16 protein-coding genes and 1 pseudogene are annotated in these 21,013 nt (G+C 50.7%); 7 read left to right on the forward strand and 10 right to left on the reverse strand.

What is annotated here, in order from left to right; genetic code table 11:
• Positions 1–186: 186 nt before the first annotated feature.
• Positions 187–1,698, reverse strand: a complete 1,512-nt coding sequence (locus tag GGC63_RS29790; RefSeq protein WP_192705380.1) for an oligosaccharide flippase family protein — start codon at positions 1,696–1,698, stop codon at positions 187–189.
• A gap of 512 nt (positions 1,699–2,210) precedes the next feature.
• Between GGC63_RS29790 and GGC63_RS29795 the strand changes: the two genes are divergently transcribed.
• Complete coding sequence (locus GGC63_RS29795) at positions 2,211–2,894, forward strand: hypothetical protein (RefSeq protein WP_192705381.1); 684 nt, start codon at positions 2,211–2,213, stop codon at positions 2,892–2,894.
• 140 nt (positions 2,895–3,034) lie between these two features.
• Here GGC63_RS29795 and GGC63_RS29800 read toward each other — a convergent pair whose 3' ends face one another.
• The 6 genes from GGC63_RS29800 to GGC63_RS29825 all read right to left on the reverse strand — a co-directional run bounded on the left by GGC63_RS29800 (position 3,035) and on the right by GGC63_RS29825 (position 12,033).
• Entirely contained in the window at positions 3,035–3,829 is a 795-nt protein-coding gene (locus GGC63_RS29800; protein WP_192705508.1) for an alpha/beta fold hydrolase, read from the reverse strand.
• A 458-nt stretch (positions 3,830–4,287) separates the two neighbouring features.
• Positions 4,288–5,268 (reverse strand): S-layer homology domain-containing protein, encoded by a 981-nt coding sequence (locus GGC63_RS29805; RefSeq protein ID WP_192705382.1) that lies wholly within the window; start codon positions 5,266–5,268, stop codon positions 4,288–4,290.
• A gap of 559 nt (positions 5,269–5,827) precedes the next feature.
• Complete coding sequence (locus GGC63_RS29810) at positions 5,828–6,709, reverse strand: carbohydrate ABC transporter permease (RefSeq protein WP_079914368.1); 882 nt, start codon at positions 6,707–6,709, stop codon at positions 5,828–5,830.
• Between the two features lie 12 nt (positions 6,710–6,721).
• Positions 6,722–7,684 carry an ABC transporter permease subunit gene (locus GGC63_RS29815; protein WP_192705383.1) on the reverse strand — a complete coding sequence of 321 codons (963 nt, stop codon included), beginning with the start codon at positions 7,682–7,684 and terminating at the stop codon, positions 6,722–6,724.
• A gap of 119 nt (positions 7,685–7,803) precedes the next feature.
• On the reverse strand, positions 7,804–9,441 hold the full coding sequence (locus GGC63_RS29820; protein WP_225948594.1) for an extracellular solute-binding protein: 1,638 nt from the start codon (positions 9,439–9,441) through the stop codon (positions 7,804–7,806).
• A 213-nt stretch (positions 9,442–9,654) separates the two neighbouring features.
• The gene (locus GGC63_RS29825) at positions 9,655–12,033 is read right to left on the reverse strand and encodes a helix-turn-helix domain-containing protein (protein ID WP_225948607.1); all 2,379 of its coding nucleotides are present in this window, start codon (positions 12,031–12,033) and stop codon (positions 9,655–9,657) included.
• A 305-nt stretch (positions 12,034–12,338) separates the two neighbouring features.
• On the opposite strand from GGC63_RS29825, the gene GGC63_RS29830 reads away from it, so the two are divergent.
• The 4 genes from GGC63_RS29830 to GGC63_RS29845 all read left to right on the forward strand — a co-directional run bounded on the left by GGC63_RS29830 (position 12,339) and on the right by GGC63_RS29845 (position 16,455).
• Positions 12,339–13,430 (forward strand): sugar ABC transporter substrate-binding protein, encoded by a 1,092-nt coding sequence (locus GGC63_RS29830; protein WP_079914365.1) that lies wholly within the window; start codon positions 12,339–12,341, stop codon positions 13,428–13,430.
• 74 nt (positions 13,431–13,504) lie between these two features.
• Entirely contained in the window at positions 13,505–15,022 is a 1,518-nt protein-coding gene (locus GGC63_RS29835) for a sugar ABC transporter ATP-binding protein (RefSeq protein WP_192705385.1), read from the forward strand.
• Positions 15,019–16,008, forward strand: a complete 990-nt coding sequence (locus tag GGC63_RS29840; protein WP_079914363.1) for an ABC transporter permease — start codon at positions 15,019–15,021, stop codon at positions 16,006–16,008. The genes GGC63_RS29835 and GGC63_RS29840 overlap by 4 nt, the downstream gene beginning before the upstream one ends.
• Positions 16,009–16,290: 282 nt before the next feature.
• Positions 16,291–16,455, forward strand: a complete 165-nt coding sequence (locus GGC63_RS29845; RefSeq protein WP_192705386.1) for an aspartyl-phosphate phosphatase Spo0E family protein — start codon at positions 16,291–16,293, stop codon at positions 16,453–16,455.
• Positions 16,456–16,649: 194 nt separating this feature from the next.
• Here the strand turns inward: GGC63_RS29845 and GGC63_RS29850 are convergent, their stop codons facing one another.
• From GGC63_RS29850 to GGC63_RS29860, 3 genes are all read right to left on the reverse strand, one after another.
• Positions 16,650–18,005, reverse strand: coding sequence for a TrkH family potassium uptake protein (locus GGC63_RS29850; protein WP_192705387.1), 1,356 nt, complete (start codon positions 18,003–18,005; stop codon positions 16,650–16,652).
• Positions 18,006–18,125: 120 nt separating this feature from the next.
• Positions 18,126–18,530, reverse strand: a complete 405-nt coding sequence (locus tag GGC63_RS29855; RefSeq protein ID WP_192705510.1) for a YkvA family protein — start codon at positions 18,528–18,530, stop codon at positions 18,126–18,128.
• 25 nt (positions 18,531–18,555) lie between these two features.
• On the reverse strand, positions 18,556–19,119 hold the full coding sequence (locus tag GGC63_RS29860) for a Chromate resistance protein ChrB (RefSeq protein WP_192705388.1): 564 nt from the start codon (positions 19,117–19,119) through the stop codon (positions 18,556–18,558).
• Positions 19,120–19,280: 161 nt separating this feature from the next.
• Between GGC63_RS29860 and GGC63_RS34705 the strand changes: the two are divergent.
• Both GGC63_RS34705 and GGC63_RS29865 read left to right on the forward strand, forming a co-directional pair.
• Positions 19,281–19,517 (forward strand): annotated as a pseudogene (locus GGC63_RS34705) (hypothetical protein); the annotation flags it as partial.
• Positions 19,518–19,546: 29 nt separating this feature from the next.
• The gene (locus tag GGC63_RS29865) at positions 19,547–20,983 is read left to right on the forward strand and encodes a hypothetical protein (protein ID WP_192705389.1); all 1,437 of its coding nucleotides are present in this window, start codon (positions 19,547–19,549) and stop codon (positions 20,981–20,983) included.
• Positions 20,984–21,013 lie beyond the last annotated feature (30 nt).

Raw genomic sequence — 21,013 nt, forward strand, 5'->3', positions numbered from 1 at the left:
CGCCATACATAAGAATCCAAGCTACGCGGGGGCTTGGCCCCTCCCGCGACCGGACTTTCACCGGATAGAAGATGCGTGCTTAGCTGGGCACGCCCAAAATAAAAAACAACGCCCGATAACCGGAACGCTGTTTTATTTGGGTAGTATGCTACGCTTGCTGTCACCATCAAGCTTTCAACATATATCCTACCCATTATGAAATTTGCCCTGCTCATCCCGTTCGGCTGAGCTCCATTGGACAACCGGCTTTCGCTGATGCAGCCAATCGTTTTCTATCAAATAGGTCAACAGAATAAGCGACGCAACACCTGCTATGATAAACCATACGTACAAAGGCCCTGTAAATCGCCCGATCTCCATGAAGGCTCCCATAGCCAGCGTCGGTATCAAAGGCTCCCCGTAGGCCTTCCACCAGTGCAGCGGAAATCCTTCTACAAAGAAGAACCATATCATTGAGATGGCCGATACGGCCCAGCCGCCCGTATAGATCCATACCGCGAGCACAGGGCTGCTTGCAGCGACGAACGGCACGATGGCAATGACGAAAATTCCCGCAACGATCATTACCCAGAAATTAGCCCGTGTCTTCCCCATACCTGCCAATATATTACCGCCCAGACGGCCGACGGAGGAGAAGAATACGCCTAACGCCAACAACCGAATATACATTCCCGAATCCCCGGTCGTATAGCTCAAGCCGAACAGGAACCCGTTGATTTCGTCGGGATACAAGCAAATGGCCAGCGTCAAAGGATACAAAATAATGTTGTTGTAACGCACGCACAATGTGCCTCTCCGTCTGCTTTCCTCCAAATCACGGGAGCTTTCGGCAACGAAGGGAAACGTCACGATCATGAACGCCCAGGTGACAATTCCGATAAAACCGGTTATCCGAAAGGCGTTGGCCAGATGGCCTACCGCAACGACGGAGCTCGCCCCGACGACCATGACGAGAAAAGGCTGCTGGAACGCTTTGGCGATATTGCCCGCCCATAGCGGAACGCCGTACTTCAGCATGTCCCGCATGGGATCCATTGTTACGGCACCCAGCCATTTGGGATGATGCACCTTCTCCGCTTTCCAGCAAATGCAAAGAGCCGTCAGCACAGAGCCGACGCCCATCCAGAATGCCACCCCCCACAAAAAATGATGGCCTATCGGCACCAGTACGCCTAGCACCATCCCCATCGTGGAGAAAATGGTCGTTATAACCATAAAGAATGCCTGTGTCCCGAAGTCCCTGTTACCGGAAAAGGACGCTACCCCCACGTTGATGACCGAATTGAATACGAGCATCAGCGAGCTGATAATCAGCGCTCCCTTCAGGGAAGGCAGCTGATACGTATGCGCAAGAAAAGGGGACAGAGCGGACAAAATCACGCTGATGACGATGCCGAAAAACACGCTTCCGACCATCGCCAGCCGAAATTTATTGCGAACGGCTTCCTGCCTGTCCGTAGAAAAGCCGTAAACCAAAGCGGCGTTAAAGCCCACATTAAGGAATAAGGTTACCATGCCGAATATTTGCAGAAGCAGATTAATTTCCCCGAACTGACTGGGATCGTTCAACACGCGGGCTAATACAATGCTCCCCACGGTCTGCAAAAGCTGGTTAATAAATAAGCCGAGTACAATAATCGATACATTTCGAAGCAAAAACCGCTGATTTGAGTTCAATGTAAGCCTGAGCTTATGCATTACAAGCACCTTCTTATGTTCTGGTTGTAGGTCATGCCCGTTCCGGTGACAAGATCTTGTATACATGAAATACGGATGACGAGACCGTATGAAATTTCGAGACTAAATTGACTTTGCATTCTTACGAAAACCATTAGCTTTTCGTTCTATCCTGCCGACTATTCAAATAGGTCTGAATGCTTCACGTACATCCGGGGCAATTTGTTTGCGCTTTCGCTTGCGTTCAGGCTAACCGTAATTTTATCCATTAGTGCGTTATCGGATAACAGTTCTCTTGTGTTGATTATAATTATAAAACTGAATATGGCAAGAAAAAAAACAGCAGCTACAAGCAATAGCGTTACTCCCGTTACCGCCAGCCTCTGCAGTTTCACAGCTTCCTTTCACTAATTGCCTAGGAAATAATTCAAGTCTCGTTCAGAAATCTTCGCGAATTATAGTAAAAATTTACAACCTTCTCTCACTTTGCATCGTCTTTTCTTTACTAAGATAATTGGAGGTAAAAACATACCATGAAGCTCATTCCGAAAATAGCAATTTGTTCTCTTGTCGCTGCAGCCGTTATAGCAGGTTCCGCGTACGCCGAATCCAAGCTTAGCTTGTATATTAATGACATTCCTTATGTTCCGACTGTGCTTGGCCTAAAAGTGGAGGACGGCAAGGTATTGGCCCCCATCGAGCTGATTGCAAAAGAGTTTAGAGGGTCAGCGTCCTACGATTCCCAATCACAGGAGGTTCGGGTAACGCTTCCCGATGCAGCAAGACTTGCCATACAGGTAAGCCGGCTGCAGGATGGGCTGCTTGCCGATACACCTGAAGAGGCTTTGAACACTTGGATCAAAGGTATCCGGACCCGAAACGGCGCTCTGCAGTACGCCGTGTTCTCTCCGGAATTAAAGGAGCGCACCAAAAGTGAGTTTGAATCGTTTTATTGGGTAACCGGAGGGTCCAGTCCCCATATGGGAGCTATCGAGAATTTGGAATCGTCGGCGCCGGATGAGGATACGGTTCAATACTCGTTTGATTACCGGGTCGTAGCCACAGAGTATGACGAGCAGGGCTCGGCTGTCGTCACTATTCAGAAGTTTAAGCAGACCCCGGACCTTGGGGAAGGCTGGTATATCACCCGGATCGGCATGAAGGATCCCGGCGATACAGGGATCACCATCGGCGTAGAGCCGTTGGAGCAGCCTTAACGACTGCCATAACGGCGAGTTGGCTTCGGACGACGAACTGCTTGAGCCGGTTCGTCTTGCTGCCAGCGCTGCAGGCAGGCCCGATCAAACAAAGAGTCACCGGTATCGCTGCTCTAAGCGATGTCCAGTGACTCTTTCTGCTACTTCACCCTTGCGGCGAAGCTGCTGATGGCATCGGCCAGCTTTTGCGGCGATTCCATCATGCTCATGTGGCCGGCGTCCTCGATCAGGCATTGAGTGAACCTATCGCCGCTGACCGTGAACGTGCGCTCGACCGGCACGATCTGATCGTGCTTGCCTGCAACAAGCAGCACGGGGACGCGCGCCGTCTCCAGAACCCGGTTGCGGTCCGGCCGCAAGCGCATGCCTTCCAGCGTGTTGACAGCGCCCTCAGGGCTTGTGCCGCAGCCGATGCGAATCGCCTCCTGCACCTCATCCGACATCGATTGCAGATGCGCCGGTGCGAACAGCTTCGGTATCAAGCCGTCGATGAATACCGGAAGTCCTTTCTCCTTGATCGTCTCCTGGCTTTTCAAACGTCCCTGCTTCGCTTCCTCGCTGTCAGGAAAAGCCGTCGAATGAATCAAGCCGAAGCCGGCCAGCAGCTCCGGATAATGCTCGGCAACCGCCAAGGCGGCGTATCCACCGAGTGAATGGCCAAGCAGAATGGCCTTGCCCAGGCCAAGCTGCTGAACCAGCTGGGCAATATCGTCCGCCAGAGTCTCCATCGAATACACTCCGTCCGGCGCTCCCGAATCCCCATGACCGCGCAGGTCAGGCACAATGAATCGGCTGCTCTCTGGGAGCAGCGGAAGCAGCTTGTCCCAGTAAGCCGAGCTCCCGCAAAAGCCGTGCAGCAGCACTACAGCCTGTCCCTGCCCTTTCTCCCTATAGGCCATTCGAAGCCCGTTCAACTCCACATATTGTTTATCCATCATAGCAGCTCCTCTCATTAACCGCGTAGTTATGTCCAGCCCGTGCAGGTTTATTTTACCACAATAGCATCTATAAGACCCAAGGTCATCGGGGCTTGAAAATGCTATTCTGCCGATAAAACCAACCATTGAACACGGCCGCTCGTCCTTGAAAAAGCCCGATATAGTTTTCTTACCACATCTTAGCATCTCCTAAACAAAATACCCTATGCCTGCGTCCTTCCCCGAGAGCTTGATGCCCCGGAGCAATACACAACATAGGGTAAAATTTACGCACAGGTCCTGATTAGTAGAGCGGTGCTTCTGGAACGGACGCCGGCCGGCTGCACGGATGTTAAAGAGAGGGTACCCGTCGCGACTGTCGGGTTAGTCCGCATCCGTCCCGTCCGACGAGAAGCACTGCCTGTCACGGAAAAGGAAACAAAGTTCCCATAAGCGATTTCAAAGCAAATGGATGGTTATTGAATCTGCACAGCGGCAGCTTCCGGCGTAGCAGCCTCCGATGCGGCAGAGTCTCCAGCCGCGCCCGAAACGGACCCGCCTACAAGCTCAGCCACAGGCTTGTATTTGGAAGCGACGAAGGTTTCCGCCTTCGCATTCGTAATCACCTGCGGATACATCATGCCCGGCTTCGGATTCACCACTTCATACTGAATCACGGCAGTATCATCCGCTTCGAAACGGATGCCCGTAATGTTCAATCCGTACCCCGGGTTCGGCATCTCGCGGGACAGGATCACCTTATTCACCTCTTCGTTCACCTTCTGAACGTCAACCGTAATATCCGCTTGCTGAGGCGGATTCGGCTTGGAGGTGTGAGCTTCCACTAATTTGATGCCGTTATACAGCCAGGTCGCTGCTTCTCCGCGTGTCATCTCCCGCTTCGGATACGCCTTGCGGTCTTCACCTAACTTGGCAATTTTGAGCAGATAAATTCGCTGCATGTCCACCCTGTACTCGAGTGCGACATCGTCCTCATCCGCAAGGATAACCGCCATTTTGATAAGCGGAAGCTGAGCCTTCGCATCCATCGCATCGTTCAGCAGATTGGCGTACTTTTCCCTGGTAATCGGGGCGTTCGGATCCACATCTTCAGGAATGTCCAGACCGTTCACCTTGGCTATAATAAACGCCTCGGCATACCAGGCATCGTTAGGTACGTTCTTGAAATAGTCGGAGGCTTCCGGCTTTTTCACAAATTTGACGTGATCGAGCGAAAGCTTCAGCCCTTTAACAAGCATACTGATGCTCTGTGCATAGCTGATCTGCCCGCGGGGCACGAAGTGCTGGCTGTCCACACCGCTTACAATTCCCCTGTCTTTAAGCGCGGTAACCGGCTCCTGCTCGGCAGAATCAAGATCGGTAAAGGCATAGACCGAACCGGCAGACAGACTGCACAGGATAGCGGCTGAAGTCATAAGAGTAACGAATTTTTTCATAATGAAGCCACCTTTCTTTTGTATCACACTAAGTTGTAAGCCTATTATTTCCTTTTTCAACTCCGGAGTTACCCTTCTGACGAAGAGGATTGGCAAAAGGTTGCTGCAACTCTCAAAAAACGAAAAAAGAACCCACAAAGTGGGACCAGATTGTCGAGAAACCTATAAGGCTTGAACTATTGCTAATATACTACGGTGGGGTATGCCCCTCCAGCCGCTGTTGAAACCCGTGAAAGGGATCAGATTTAGTGGTATTTTCACGGGTTTCAAAGGCGGACGTAAACTCTTCCGAGGAATACCCCACCTCCATATTTAGCAAAGTTCTCGCAAAACTAGGTTTCTCGACAGACTCACCCCACAAAGTGGGGCCTTGTCTTCGAAGCGGATTCAGGTACTTTGCGGAGAGCCCTGAAATTTATAAACCCTTTAATGTAAAAATAGACCGTACCGCCCAGGAGGGAGGGATCCCGCCGTGGACTATCGTACGATCTTTTTTCCAAAACCTCCGACTGCCGCTTCTGAATAAGCTGCAGTCCATGCCGTCATGCCGGCAGATGAATTAACCCTTCAAAGCACCCACCATGACGCCTTTGACAAAGTATTTTTGCACAAAGGGGTATACGCACAAGATCGGCACCGTGGCTACCATGATGGTCGCATACTTGATGGTCTCGCCAATCTGGAACCTGTCGGCTGCCGCAGCACCCGAGGCCATGCTGTCCGTCGAATTGGCGAGCAGTATTTCCCGGAGAATCAGCTGCAGCGGATACAGTTCACGATCCTTCAAAAATAACGAGGCCCAGAACCAGCCGTTCCATTTTTCCACCGCATAATACAGGATCATAACGGCGATGACCGGCATGGATAACGGAATAATAATTTTGAACAGGATGGTAAAATGATTCGCCCCGTCGATCTTGGCCGACTCCTCCAGGCTGTCTGGTACGGACATGAAGGCGGTGCGCATGATGATCAGGTTGAAGGTGTTTACCGCAAACGGTATGATCGTCGCCCATAGGGAGTTCATGAGACCGACATTTTTGACAATCAGATACAACGGGATCATCCCGCCGTTAAAAAACATCGTAAGAACTATCACGAAGATGAAGACCTTGTTCCACATCACATTTTTGCGGGAGAGCACGTAGGCGCCGAGGGAGGTCACGAACAAATTGATGATGACTCCGACGATAACGATAAACAGCGTATTGCCGTACCCTTTTAATATATCCGGATTATCGAACACGCTCTTGTAAGCTTCTACGCTAAAGCCTAGAGGCTTCCATAGCACGCCCCGGTGAGCGATGATCTGGTTAGCGTCGCTAAAGGACGAGAAGGCAACATGCAGCAGAGGATACAGTGCAACGACAACCAGCAGCAGCAGCACGATATGGATGCACCAGTCAAAAATGCGTTCCGAAAGGTCGTTATCCCGTTTCATAGCGGTTCCTCCTCACCAAAGGCTGTTTTCATTGACCTTGCGGCTGATCCAGTTCGCGGAGATCAATAACACCAAATTAAAGACCGAGTTGAACAAGCCTACCGCCGAACTGTAGCTCCAGCCGAATTCAAGCAAGCCCTTCCGGTATACGAACGTATTAATAACGTCCGCCGTGTCATAAGTAACCGGATTGTACAGCAAAATAATTTTCTCGAACCCTACGTTCAGCATATTGCCCATACGAAGAATGAACAGGATCGTAATGGTCGGTAAAATGCCCGGCAGCGTAATGTGCAGGATCTGCTTCCATCGCCCGGCGCCGTCTATCCGTGCCGCCTCATACTGCTCCTGGTCGATGCTCATTAATGCAGCAATATAGATGATGGATTCCCAGCCGATTTTCTGCCAAATCTCCGAAACGATATAGATGCCCCGGAACATCTCCGGCTTCTGCAGCATCGCTTGACCGTCTCCGCCGAAAAAGGTGAATATTGAGTTGATGACGCCCCCGCTGTTCGTGAAATCCTTGATCATTCCGCAGATGACGATCATTGATATGAAATAAGGCATGTACGTAATGGATTGGACAACCCGCTTGAATGCCGCATTGCGGACCTCATTGATGAGAATAGCCAAAATAATAGGAGCAGGGAACTCAAAGCATAAGGAGTATAGGCTGATAATCAGGGTATTTTTCAAAATACGCCAAAAATAATAGCTGCTGAAAAAATCCTTGAAATTGTCCAGGCCGACCCACGGGCTTCCCAGAATGCCTTTCATCGGGGTATAGTCCTTAAAGGCAATGATGGCCCCGTACATCGGTGCGTAATGAAAAATAGCGTAGTAGACGATAACAGGCACCATCATCAAATACAAATATTTATTGAGCAAAAAATCCCTGACAACCCGGGAGGAAAAGCTCCGGCGGCGCATAGCGGCAGATTCGGTCGTTTGTACAGCCATCGTCTTGGCCATATCATTCCCCTCCTTCCTCAAAGTCCGTAACCTCAATAGAAACCATGACAGGAATAGCCGGAAAGCCGGTTCACAGCAGGGAGGGACTGCACTAGCCCCGCCCCGCTGCGATTGGCCTATTAACGTTTGTTATAGCGATCCAAGGCGGCCTTCTCGATTTCGATGGCACGGTCCAGGTTCAGCGTTTTGAGCTTCGCCATATACTTATCGAAGTTTTCGAGCGGCTCGTTGCCAAGAATGATCTTGAGCGTCATTTCATCTACCAGCGTGTTCACGTCCGTCATGATTTTAGCCAGCTCCGTGCTTTCTTGAGGCGTAGCCGTAATCGGAGGCAGCGCATATTTGTCTACATCGGTTTTGGACCAGACAGGAATGGCGTCCTTTTGCTGCTGCAAAGTCAAATATTGCTCAATATAGCGCTTATCCTGAACAAACGGCCCGTTGTAGTTGCCGCGGATGTACAGGGACATGGCTTGGGAAGGAGCCAGCTTATCTGGGTTTTTCATCAGCAGATCGGTATACTTCGGATAGCCGTTCTCCATCTTGTAGCTGACACCTTCGGTTCCGAAGTTGAAGAACATATGGCCCTCGTCGCTATAGCCATAATCGAGCAGCTTAGCGGCCAGCTCCGCGTTCTTGGAATTGGCCGTAATGGCAACCATGCCGCCTGGAGCGAAGGCAGGGTCTTTTTGCCCGAAGCGAGGGACATCGCCCTTTTTCAATACTGGATACGGGGCGGCCACCAGATTCGCTTTAGGATCTTTGGCCGTCAGGATAGGCATCCATTTGCCGATACCGCCGCCGGTGTTGCCGATGGTGGCCCCGGTAGCATTGGAAGCGAGATTGGCATCCAGCGTCTTGCTGTCCACCGTCGCGATATTTTTGTCGATCAAGCCTTCTGCGTACCACTTGCGGAAGGTAGCAAGGAATTCCTTGTATTCCGGCTGGGCGGGACCGAACTTGATTTGCCCGTTATCCGAATAGAACAAACGGTTGATGCCGAAGGCACCGATAAAGGCTCCGTTGTAAATTTGCTCAAGCGGCCGCGGTACGCTGAAGAAGGACAGCGGGGCGGCAGCGCCTTTTTTCTCCTTGAACGCCTTCAGCACCGTATACCATTCGTCAATGGTGGTCGGAACCTCCAAGCCCAGCTCATCGAGCCAGTCTTTGCGGACGATCGGTCCTTGGAATACCTTCAAATATTCGTCGCCGCGGATGAACGGGAAGGCGAAATAGTTGCCGTTATCCGTCTTGACCATCTTGTCGACGTCCGGGTGCTCCTTCAAATATTTCTTCAGGTTCGGGGCGTTCTTATCGATCAAATCATTGAGCTTCAATATATAACCGTCTTTAATGGCCTTCTCCGGACCTCCGGGAAAATCAAGCCAGTTGTATTCAATCATATCCGGCAGCTCTCCTGAAGCGAGGAGAACGTTCAAGCCTTCCTTCGCCTGGTTCACCACGGGTGAAGAGAACTTCATCGGCACGCCGGTTCTTTTTTGCCATTCCTGAAAGAATGGGATATCGCCCAGGGCGGATTTGATCCCCACTGTGTTTCCGTTGATTTCGGCCCAGTAGGTTAAGGTTTTGTCCGTTTTTATCGGATACGTCGTTGCAGACGCTGGAGCTGTGGTTCCTCCTTGAGGCTGCTTGCCTGTGTCCGTTGGTGCGGAAGATTGATTGGAGCAGGCTGCAATCAAGCTGCCCATCATGGTGGCGATCGTTACAATAGGGATGAGTTTCCTTCTTTTCTTCATCGCTAGTGACCTCCCATTTCTCGATTAGGTATGTGCTGCAATTCCTAACCCGATCATAATGGCAACGCTTACAAATAGATATATGCAATTTCTCTATTTTCATCCTCAATAGTGACCAGACGATCTGCAAAATGGCCAAATCAATCTTCAATTTATCCAAAAAGCGGCCGTTCACGCGCTGAATTAACGAAACGGCCGCTTTCAAAGCAAGCTTTAGGCGCTCCAGGTTTCCTTAAATTTGCCCGGAGTGATGCCTTCGTATTTTTTAAACGTGCGGATAAACGCATTCGGATCATTAAAGCCGACGAGTACGGAGACGTCGCTTATGCTTTTCTTCTGCTCCACAATCATGGCCTTTGCCTTCTCGATACGAACCTTGTTAATGTAATCGAGCAAGCCGCCGCCTGTCTGATCCTTGAACAGCTTGGACACGTAGGCCGGCTTCATATCCAAATGATCGCCGATCATGGTGATGTTCAGGTTCACGTCGTGATAATGCTCTTCGATAAATGCAACCACGCTGTCGACCAGCTCCCTGAGCGCCTCCTGACGAGCCTGCTGTATATTTTGCTGCCGCTTGTCGGACGTGTACTTGCACACCTTCTCCAGCATGCCGATGAGCTCGACCTGCATTTCTTTTACCGTTTCACAGCTTAGCAGCCGTTCAACGGACACAGGGTTGTTGCGTAAGAAAGGCCCCTGGCCGCTGCCGATTTCCTGCGTCGTTTTGATCATCGTGCTGGCCAAATTAAACATCAGACACTTGGCAAGCGGTATGGACAGCGCGGGCTGACGGTAGAAGTTGCGCTCGATAATCTCCTCCAGCGTCTGCTTAGCCCGGCTAAGATCGCCAATTTTCATTGCATTCATCCACTGCTGCTCGACCGAGAGCGGATAGTAGTAGCCGGCATTATCGTCCTGCCCGGTCTCTTGGCGGAGCATCGGGTAAGCCAGGATATCGCTGTTGCCCATCACCAGCTTATATTCCATCGCATCCAGCGCTTCCGAGTAGGCCTGCGCTATTCCATTGAGAGAACCGTGGATGCCGCTGATCGATAAAGTCATATGAATCTGATAACGCTCCAGCAGAAACGCCTGTGCTTCGCCCACAATCTGGAACAGCTGCTCCAATCGCCCGTTATCATCTTTCGGATTGAAATTGATCAGGCAAGCGAACGTCTCGTCGATTTCCGCCACATAGCCGCGGTGCTGCCGGTTCACCAGCTCTTCTACGACATTCGCTACAATAAACTGGAGCAGCATATGCTTATCTCCGGTTTCCATCCCCTGAATGCGTTCGAAGAACGGCCCTCTTTCCTTGACATACAAGAGCATGACCGCATAGCTGTCCGACAGAGGCTGCATATGATAGGCGGTCAATGCCTCATCGACCGGTACCTGGCTGTCCAGCTTGCCCTTGAGCAGCTTCACGATAAAATTCGACTTGAGCACTTGGCGCTGCTGCCTCATCTGAGCCGTGAATTTATCCATCTCTCTTAAAGTGTTCTGTATCGATTGCTCAATATAATGAAACTCGTTGCCCCCTTCACTCATGGACACCGCGCTTTTCCCGGCAAAGGCTTGCACCAGCTGGCGAACAGGCACATAATTTTTGCGCAGGAAGAAATAGGTCAGCGTAATCCCTCCGAGCAAGCTGATCAGAATGCTCATATAAGTCAAGTTACGGACCTGCTCCGCCTTTTTCCAATACAGCTTGCTTGGGACAATGGATACATACTTCAATTCGGACCGGGCGGAATGGATATAGAAGCCTTCCATCTTCTCCCCATCCTTATTATTGAAATAAAACAGTCCCGTATTGCCCTCCAGCTGGGAGTAGGGGAACGCATCCGGCAGCGTATCGTTCGTGCTCGACACAAGCACCTGGTTATCTTTATTAAGAATTAGCACCTGACCCTCGCGGTAAAACTGCATATTCGCAATAGCCCCAAGAATGCGCGCCTGATCTAGTAAGATGACATTAGCCCCAATCGGATGCTCCCCGGGGTCTGTCGCATAGGAGCTGACGAATGCAACCGCTTTCCTTAATTTGCCGTCCTCTCCGTTCCAGGACATCGGAATAAAGCCTTTATAGTTTTTTTGCTGCAAAATCCGGAGCCATTGATCATATGTCAAGGTCCCGCCTTTATGCATAAGCTCATAGCCCAAGCCCAAATCCCTCGTAAACGTGGGCAGCAGCAAGACATCATCCGCCGCATAATAAATGTAGAAATAGTCGATGGAAGGATACGACGATTTGTACAGCTTCAAATCCTGGGTCACTTGAAACATGTCGTACCGCTGATCGTTCGGAAACCGGTATTTGTTCGAATACAGCAAGTCCTCCACCTTGACGTTCCAGGTCATCTCAAAGCTCAGCCGCTCCATCGACTGAAACTGGTTATCCATAATCTCTCGTACCTGCTTCAACAGGGCGTCGTTAGCCTGGTGGATCTCACTTTCCAATGTTTTGCTCGAAGAGTTATACACGATAATGCTAATAAGGACAGGCAGCAGCAGCACAGCCAAATAAGAAAGCAGCCATGTCAGCACGACACTGCGACGTCTAGATCGAATCGTTCTCCAAAACATCAAATGGATCCCTCCTTGAGAGACACCTTTCTATAATTCTATTCTAGTTGTTTTGTCACATTGTTGTCACTAGATTGGAAATCTTTTTTATGAAAAATGGCGCTTCGGCTGAAATGAGCCTGCTCCTAAAAAAATTGGTTATTCTCATTCTGTGGCTGCTGTGATAACATATGGACTAGCTGAGTCGCAATATGTCGAAACCTGCAAAAATCATTGCTATTTTCATAGCGTGGTGATAAAATATGTTTACCAAGTATTCTTATTGGAATTATAAATAATTAATTATTCGGGGGAGGCAACTCATCGTGAAGCGTTTGAAACAAAGTATAGCTCTCGTGCTCGTCCTGATTCTTGCCATCAGCTTGGCGGCATGCGGGGCCAAACCGGAAGCGAAGCCTGCAGATAACGGATCTAATGCCAGTGCTGGCGGAAGCTCGTTAGAGAATAAAAAAATAGCATTGATTATGCAAATCAATCTGGGTACATTCTCCGCGCAGTACATAGAGGGCGTGAAGGAACAAGTAGAAAAGCTCGGCGGCAAGGTTACTGTATTCACAGCTGACGGCGACTTGGCTAAAATGTCTTCGCATCTGGACGCTGCGATCAACCAGAAGTTCGACGGTATTCTGATCGACCACGGCACAGCCGAAGCATTGGATCAAGGCGTGCAGAAGGCATTGGATAAAAAAATTCCGGTTGTCGCGTTTGATGCCGACATCCAGAAGCCAGGCATAACCGTACTCGAGCAAGGCGACCAAAAAATGGCCGAAGTGACTCTGGATAAAATGAGCAAAGACATCGGCGGCAAAGGCAACATCGTCAAGATCTGGGTAGCCGGCTTCGCTCCGATGGAGCGCAGACAAGTCGCTTACAAAGAATTCATGGATAAAAACAAGGATATCAAAGAGATCGCCGCATTCGGCGCCGCTTCTCAAAACACGGCACTGGATACGCAATCCCAAATGGAAGCGATCTTGAAAAAATATCCGAACAAAGGCGATATTACTGCAGTATGGGCTGCATGGGATGAATTCGCGAAAGGCGCTTCCCGCGCAATCCAGCAAGCCGGACGTACCGAAATTAAAGTATACGGCATCGATATGAGCGATGAAGACTTGCAAATGATTCAAGATACCAAAAGCCCTTGGGTAGCTTCCGCAGCCGTAGATCCTAAGGATATCGGCCGCATTCAAGTCCGCTACCTGTACCAGAAGCTGCACGGCGACCAAACGCCGGACAAAATCGTACTGGACCCAGTGTTCGTATCCCGCGATCAATTGCCAAGCAGCCAAATCTCTACTGCTCAGCTTAGCGAGCATGTGAAGGGCTGGGGCAACAGTCAGCAAGGTTACACCGATTGGCTGAAGCAAGCTGAGAAGCAGCCTGCCGCGAAGTAATTCGGTAATGAGCCATTGATCCCATCGGAACCTCCCGATGGGATTTTCCATTGAAATAAGGAGTGTGATGAACGATGTCCCTATCCACCGCCTTACTGCAAATGAACCGGATATCCAAATCGTTTCCCGGCGTTAAGGCGCTCCAGCAGGTGGACTTTGAGGTGCACGGCGGCGAGATTCATGCACTGCTCGGTGCCAATGGAGCCGGGAAAAGCACGCTGATTAAAGTGCTCGCCGGTGCCTACATCCCGGATGAAGGGCAAATATCCATCGACGGGAAGCCTCTTGCCATTCAAGGACCGAGCGACGCGATGAACAGCGGGATTCAATGCGTCTACCAAGAGGTGGATACCGCATTGGTGTCGAGATTGACCATAGCCGAGAATATTATGCTCGACCGGATGACCCGGCGGACCGGCAGCGGCTGGGTACATTGGGGCAGCCTGAATAAGGAAGCCGATCGCATATTGCGCGAAATCGGTCTTGCTATCGATGTCCGCCGCCAAGTCGCCGAGCTCAGTATTGCGCAGAAGCAGCTTGTCCTTATTGCCCGCGCCTTGGCGCAAAAAGCCAAATTCATAATTTTCGACGAACCGACGGCTCCTCTCAGCAATGAAGAGGCCGATCAGCTGTTCCGCATTATGGAGCGTCTCAAATCGGAAGGCGTAGGCTGCATTTTTATTTCGCACCGCCTGAACGAGGTATTCCGCATCAGCGACCGGGTAACGGTGATGCGGGACGGTCAGCGTATCAGCACCGTGCCTGCGGCGGAGACGAACGCGCAGGCGGTCATCGAGCAAATGCTCGGGAGAACGTTCGAGGAGGAATTCCCCAAGGTACAGGTCGCCATCGGCGAGCCGCTGCTTGAGGCCAAGGACATTACGTTCTCGACCAAAGTCCGCGGCGTCAACTTGACCGTTCACCGGGGCGAAATCGTCGGCGTCGTAGGACTGGTCGGCGCGGGGAAAACCGAGCTGTCCCGCGTCCTGTTCGGCGCCGATCCGATGGACCGCGGGGAAATTCGGATTCAGGGCAAGCCGGTCAGGCTGTCCAACCCTACCGCAGCCGTCCGGGAAGGCATCGCCCTCATCCCGGAGGAACGCCGCAAGCAGGGCATTCTGGTGGAGCAAAGCATCAAGCATAACCTGTCTTTACCGCTGCTGAAGCTCTTCAGCTCCCTTGGCTTCGTACAACGGGCCAAGGAGGTCGCCAATGCCGCCGAAATGATACGGCAGCTGGGCATTCAACCGCCGAATATGGAGCAGGCGGTTCAATATTTAAGCGGAGGCAACCAGCAGAAGGTTGCCGTAGGCAAATGGCTGCCGACCGAAGCGCAGGTCTACTTGTTCGACGAGCCGACCAAAGGGGTCGACGTCGGCGCCAAGAGCGATATCTTCCGCCTCATCGGCCGGCTTGCCCAGGAAGGTAAGGGGATTCTGTACTTATCGTGTGAAATACCCGAAATATTAGGGATTGCCGATCGGATTCTTGTCATGAGCTACGGGCAGATTGTCAAAGAATTGCGGCGCGATGAAGCTACGCAGGAGCAAATTTTGTATTATGCCAGTGCAGGGGAGGCTGTGGTACAGTGAAAGACAAGCTGCTCGATTATTCCTATAAATATGGAGCGTTAATCATTATTGCGGCGGTTATCGTCGTGTTCTCCGTCGTCAACGAAAATTTCTTATCCTATGATAATATGGCCGACATTCTCCGGTCGATCTCTATTGTGACCTTCGTCGCGATCGGCGTGACATTCTCGCAGATCGTGGACGGATTCGATCTCTCGGTCGGCTCCACCGTGTCACTAACGACCGTCGTGGTCGCATCGATGATGGTATGGTACCAGCTTCCGCTGGTTGTCGTATTGACGGTGCCTCTGCTGATCGGCGTCGTCATCGGGCTACTGAACGCCCTGCTGATCGTCAAGGTGCGGATCCCCGACTTGCTCGCCACGCTGGCCGTCATGTACATCATCGGCGGCGTGCATAAGACGTACACCAAAGGCTTCTCCATCTATAACAACATGCAGATGCAGGATGGCACGAAGGCTCCCGGCAAATTTACCGAATCCTTCCTCTGGATCGGCCAAGGCAAGCTGTTCGGGCTTCCGGTACCGGTGGTACTGATGATCGTCGCTGTTATCGTCGTTCATATATTTTTAACCTACACCCGTTGGGGCCGTCAATTGTATGTAACTGGCGGCAACAAGGAAGCAGCACGCCTCTCCGGTATTTCCGTCAGCCGCGTGCGGACATTGGCCTACGTGCTCTCCGGCATCTTCGCGGCTATCGGCGGCATCCTGTTCGCTGCACGCGTCGGCTCCGGACAGATTGACGCAGGGTCCCCGCTTCTCATGGAATCCGTGGCGGCCGTGTTCGTCGGCTTCTCCGTCTTCGGGGCCGGAAAGCCCAACGTGATCGGTACGTTCTTCGGGGCCGTGCTGATCGGGGTTCTGCTGAACGGGCTGACCATGCTCAATCTGCCTTATTACGCCTTCGATATCATTAAAGGGACCGTCCTCGTTCTGGCGCTTGCCATTACATTCATTCATTTGACACGAAGACGCACTTCCTAAGCCCTTATAGACCGAACAGCTTGGTACCCTTTCCGGGGTGCCAAGCTGTTTTTATTTTTGCATTATAGTCATGAATCATCGATTGGAAACAAGGGAAACGGATTGATTATATCAAAATCTTAGCAAATGTGAGTTTTTTAATAAAATTTTTGCATCCAAATGCCGATATCCTAGTTATGGAAAAACAGTTAAATGGATGTACTCCATAAACCGGATTTCCTATTCACAGCAGTCATGATAAAATGGATGTAAGATTTTTGAAGGTTAGGGGATTTATTGATCATGGACTTGGCAGAACAAGTGGAGATACTCAGGGCGAGGCTGGTAGAGCTCGTAAACGTAAAGAACAATTTTTGCGATCAAGAAGTGATTGCTCTTAGCCAGGAACTGGACGTTCTTCTGCTCCTGCTGCAGTTCAATTCCAAACAAACGGAATGCAGAACATAAACATAAAACACACCGCCCCCCTTCCATTCACTTCGTTTCTACCGCATCTGTTACCCCATAAATTGAAGCCTTGGCTTCGAAGCTGATTCAGCTGTTTTGCGGGGAGCCCCGGAAATAGAAGTCAAAAAAAGGAAGGACACTTTTGTCCTTCCCGTAACTGTTCTATCCGCTTCAAACAGGCTTCGCACGAGCCTCTACCCTATAATCAACTTCTCCTCCGGATAATGGACGTCCGCTTTGGCTTTGGTCGGAGTGAAGGTCGTCAGGAACAAGGTCATGCCTATTCTTCCTATATACATTAAAACAATCAGCGTCAGCTTGCTCACCCCGGATAGGTCGCTCGTGATTCCCGTTGATAACCCGCAGGTCCCGAATGCGGAGCAGATCTCGAAGATAACGGATACCAGATTGATGCGGTGCGATTCCGATATAAGGATGATAAACACCCCTGTGACGGACAGCAGCAGGCCTGTTATAAAATACACGAAGCTTCTGATAATGTCGTCGCGGCGTACCGAACGCCCGAACACCCGAATTTCCTCTTCTCCGCGCATAAACGTTATAATCATAAGCACGATGATAGCTACCGTCGTCGTTCGTACGCCTCCCCCCATGCTCGACGGGCTCGCCCCGATAAACATAAGCATCGAGACCAGCAATTGGCTCGCCTCCGTCATATCCGCCGGATTCATGGTCGCAAGCCCTGCGCTGCGCGAGGTCACTGAAGTAAACACGGAATGCAGCACCATCTCGTACCAAGGCATCCCCGCAAAATAATTCGAGCCCTCCGTTATGCATACGCCCGCGGCACCCAAAAGCAGCAAGATGGCGAAGGTCGTCGTTGTCACCTTCGTGTATAAGGTAAAGCGGAACTTCTTGTGCCCGCCAAACAGGTATTCCTTCACCTCGGCCAATACCGGGAAGCCGATGGCCCCGAGAACGATAAGCAGCATAGTAATCAGCTGTACATACACGTCATTGGAGTAATCGAGCAGCGAATTGCCGAACAGATCGAAGCCCGCATTCGTATAGGACGAAACGGAATGGAACAATCCGTGATACAACGCTGTCGCCAGCGAAGCATAGTAACCTCTGAAGTAGAAGTAAAACCCGAATAAGATCGCGCCAATCCCTTCAAATAGCAGCGTCATGCCGATAATAAGCTTCATCAGCTGGACCATTCCTGACAAATGATACCGGTTCTGGTCAATCATCATCAGCTTGCGCTGGGATAGCCCTATCGGCTTGCCGAACAAGATCCAATAGAAGCTGCCCATTGCCATAACCCCGATACCGCCCAATTGGAAAGCGATCATCAGCACTACCGTCCCGAAATGACTGAACGTATCCGCTGTATTTACCGTAGTCAGCCCGGTAACACTCACAGCGCTTGCCGCGATAAACAAGGAATCCATGAAAGAGAGCGTCACCCCGGGCTTCAGGCTGATCGGCAGCACCAGGAGCACCGTGACGATAAAAATAACGATGAAATAAGCGATGACAATGGAATGTACCGCTGATCTCGGTCTATGTGTTTTCTTTTGCAGCATGTTCCCTCACTTCAATCCGCGGACGGATGGACAATTCATGATTTTACATTATCATAAGGAAAAGTTCGCCATGAATCAAGTTTTTTTGACGATTTTCGAGATCAAGCCTTGTCCGGGCGGCTATCGGGCTAAGAACAAGCTGTAGCCGTATTTTCCTATCCATAGGAGAACCAGAGCCCACACGCAAAGGAACAGCGCCCCCGTCCACCAATTTTTCGGCTTGCCATGCTTTCTTATTTCTTCCGCCTTTTCCTTGCATTCCTCAAGAACAGGCACCGGGATCATCCGGAGCGCGAGAACAATGCCTAGCGGAACCAGTATCAAATCATCCACATAGCCCAGGATAGGAATAAAGTCCGGAATCAAATCTATCGGACTGAAAGCGTAGGCCAGTACCAATGCCGCAAACCACTTGGCATACCAAGGAACCCTCGGATCCTTGTAGGCTAACCACAGGACGAATAGATGAAGCTTGATCTGCCTTGCCTTCTGTTTCAACTTCCCTAACACTCTGGCTTCTCCCATATCCATTCCCCTTTGCCTCCCGCAGCTATTGTTTGCCTATTTCCCCTTCGGCATGGCCTTCCGTAGCATAAACGGTCTGCACAAATGCGGCAAAGGTTCGTTCGCATTTATCCAGCATCTTCACTGCTTCCACAGAAGCGGCACAGGAGAAGAAATCTCTTTTGGCTATTTTTTTATGCCATCTCTTCAGCTTTCCCAGCTCCGCCTCGTTCTCCTCCACTTCATGGTAGGCGAACTTTCCTTTGAGGGTTTCTGTCTCTATTTCTTGTACAAAGTGACGGCAGCCCTCCAGAAATTCCTCATATTCCGCCGTACGCTGCCGGTTAAACATCCCGATGAGCTCCTCCTCCGTTAACGCGGAAAACTGACGGACCTCCAGCAGGAGCGCCTCTCCCTCACTTGCTTCGATGAGCTTTGTCAGCGTTTGAATTTTTTTCCTCACCTCAACCGTATCCGGTGCTGCGCAAACGGACTGCTGAAGATAAACGACTCCAAGCGCCTTCAAGGTACGCCACACCCGGACTCGAAGGGTTGACGGCTCGGACGGCACTTTATAAGACAAAACAATCCATGAACAAACCGACTTCAATATCGGCTCCCCCTTCCGTTGATTTCAGATTACTATCCAAGAAAAGAAAATGCAACAATTGTTTCATATTTTTGCAGTAAACCTGTCAAAGATTCGTCATCGATATAGGAGGCACGGAACCTTACTATTTACTCCTTGTTCTCCAAATGTTCTGAACTGTAGTCTCCGGCTGGACTTCGTTCATGCTCCCGTTCTGGTTGATCGGGGGAATCCTATTAATATCCCTTGGTTTGATTGGGGAATATATTGGCAAAATCTATAAGGAGGTTAAGCGTAGATCGCTTTACTTAATCGAGCAAGAGCTTGGTTCCGCGGCCAACGGCATTATGAAGGCCAAAGCTGCCACAAAGAACAATGCCCAAGATGAAGCGGAGAAAGGAAGCCACTCCGCCCTCTAGGCACAATTAAAGGAAGTGTCGAATAAAGCATGAAAAGATGGGTAACCTGCGAATGGTGCGCCGTTCTGGCAGGCTTATGTATTCTCCTTTATTTGCTGTATACCGGGCCGTTTATCGGCGTTGCGGATAACGGGGATTTTCTGCGGGTGATGGGGACCATAGGACTCGATTACGGAGTCCCAGGGGAGTCTGATGACGAACGCTTTTTCTCCTTTGCCCACCGGTATTTTGCGTATGAGCAATGGTTCCGAGGCTTTTACGCATCCACCCAAATCATTCTGGTTGCTGCGGCATGTCTGATAGGATTGGTTGTCTCGCCGGCGTCGTTTGATATTCGTGTGCTTGGTACCTTGTTTGCTCTCCTGCTGCTCGCTGCGACCTATACCATTGTCAGACACAATAAGTATAAGTCCGCTTTCGTCGGCATAGTGCTTGCCGCCGCCCTGTTGTATGTATTCTACGATATCGCTTATATCGCCTATTTCCATTCGCTGTATGGCGAGCCTGTCTCGCTGGTGTTCCTGCTTCTGTCAGCTGGTCTTAGCCTGGCCCTACTGAATCAGGAGCAGCCTTCGAGGAAGCTGCTCTGGCTGAGCTTCGTCTCATTCTTCTTCCTGACGTGCTCCAAAATCCAGAACGCCCCTGTAGGGGTTCTGTTAGGGATGCTGGGCCTTCGCTTCCTGACGCTCCGTCATGATCCGGGCTGGCGCCGTCTAACGATCTGGCTGTCGGTTTCTCTGATCGTCATTTCGGCAGGAATGTATATGGCTGCCCCCAAGGGGCTGAAAAACATCAATATGTACCAGACCGTGTTCTATGGAATTTTGAACGCGTCTCCCGATGTCAAAGGAGATCTTAAAGCGCTCGGTCTACCCGAGCATTTGTCTGTGCTGGCCGGTACGAACTATTTTCAGACGGATACGCCGATCAAGCAGGACGCTCCTTCCATGAAGCCGGATTTTTACGACCGGATATCGCACAAGGATGTACTGTTGTTTTATCTTCAGCATACCTCCCGGTTCATAGATAAATTGGAATTTGCGGCGAACAACAGTATGAGCATCCGGCCGTACTATCTGGGAAATTATTTGAAGCAGGAGAACAAGCCGCCGGGAGCGCTGGACTATCGGTTCAGCAGTTGGAGTCAATTCAAGAATACACATATGCCGAATTCCCTGCTGTCTATAGCCCTGTTCTACGCTGCCTATTACGCTGTCGCGATTTATGAATACATTCGCCGCAAGAACCGAATCGCCCGAATCCGAACGGAGCTTATGATGCTGATAGGCTTCGTAGGCATAATCGGGTTTATGGTGCCGGTTGTAGGTGACGGTATGGCGGATATAGGAAAGCATCTGTTCCTGTTCAACGTCTGCTTCGACATAATGCTGGTTGCGTCTGTAACGTGGCTGGTTTATCGGCTGGTAAAGCTGAGAGCCTTCTGGTCCGGGAAAGTCGGCCATTAGGCACAGCAAGGCTGCCGGCTTGTGCCGGCA

Source organism: Paenibacillus sp. OAS669 (assembly GCF_014873645.1).
Taxonomy (GTDB): Bacteria; Bacillota; Bacilli; order Paenibacillales; family NBRC-103111; genus Paenibacillus_S; species Paenibacillus_S vulneris.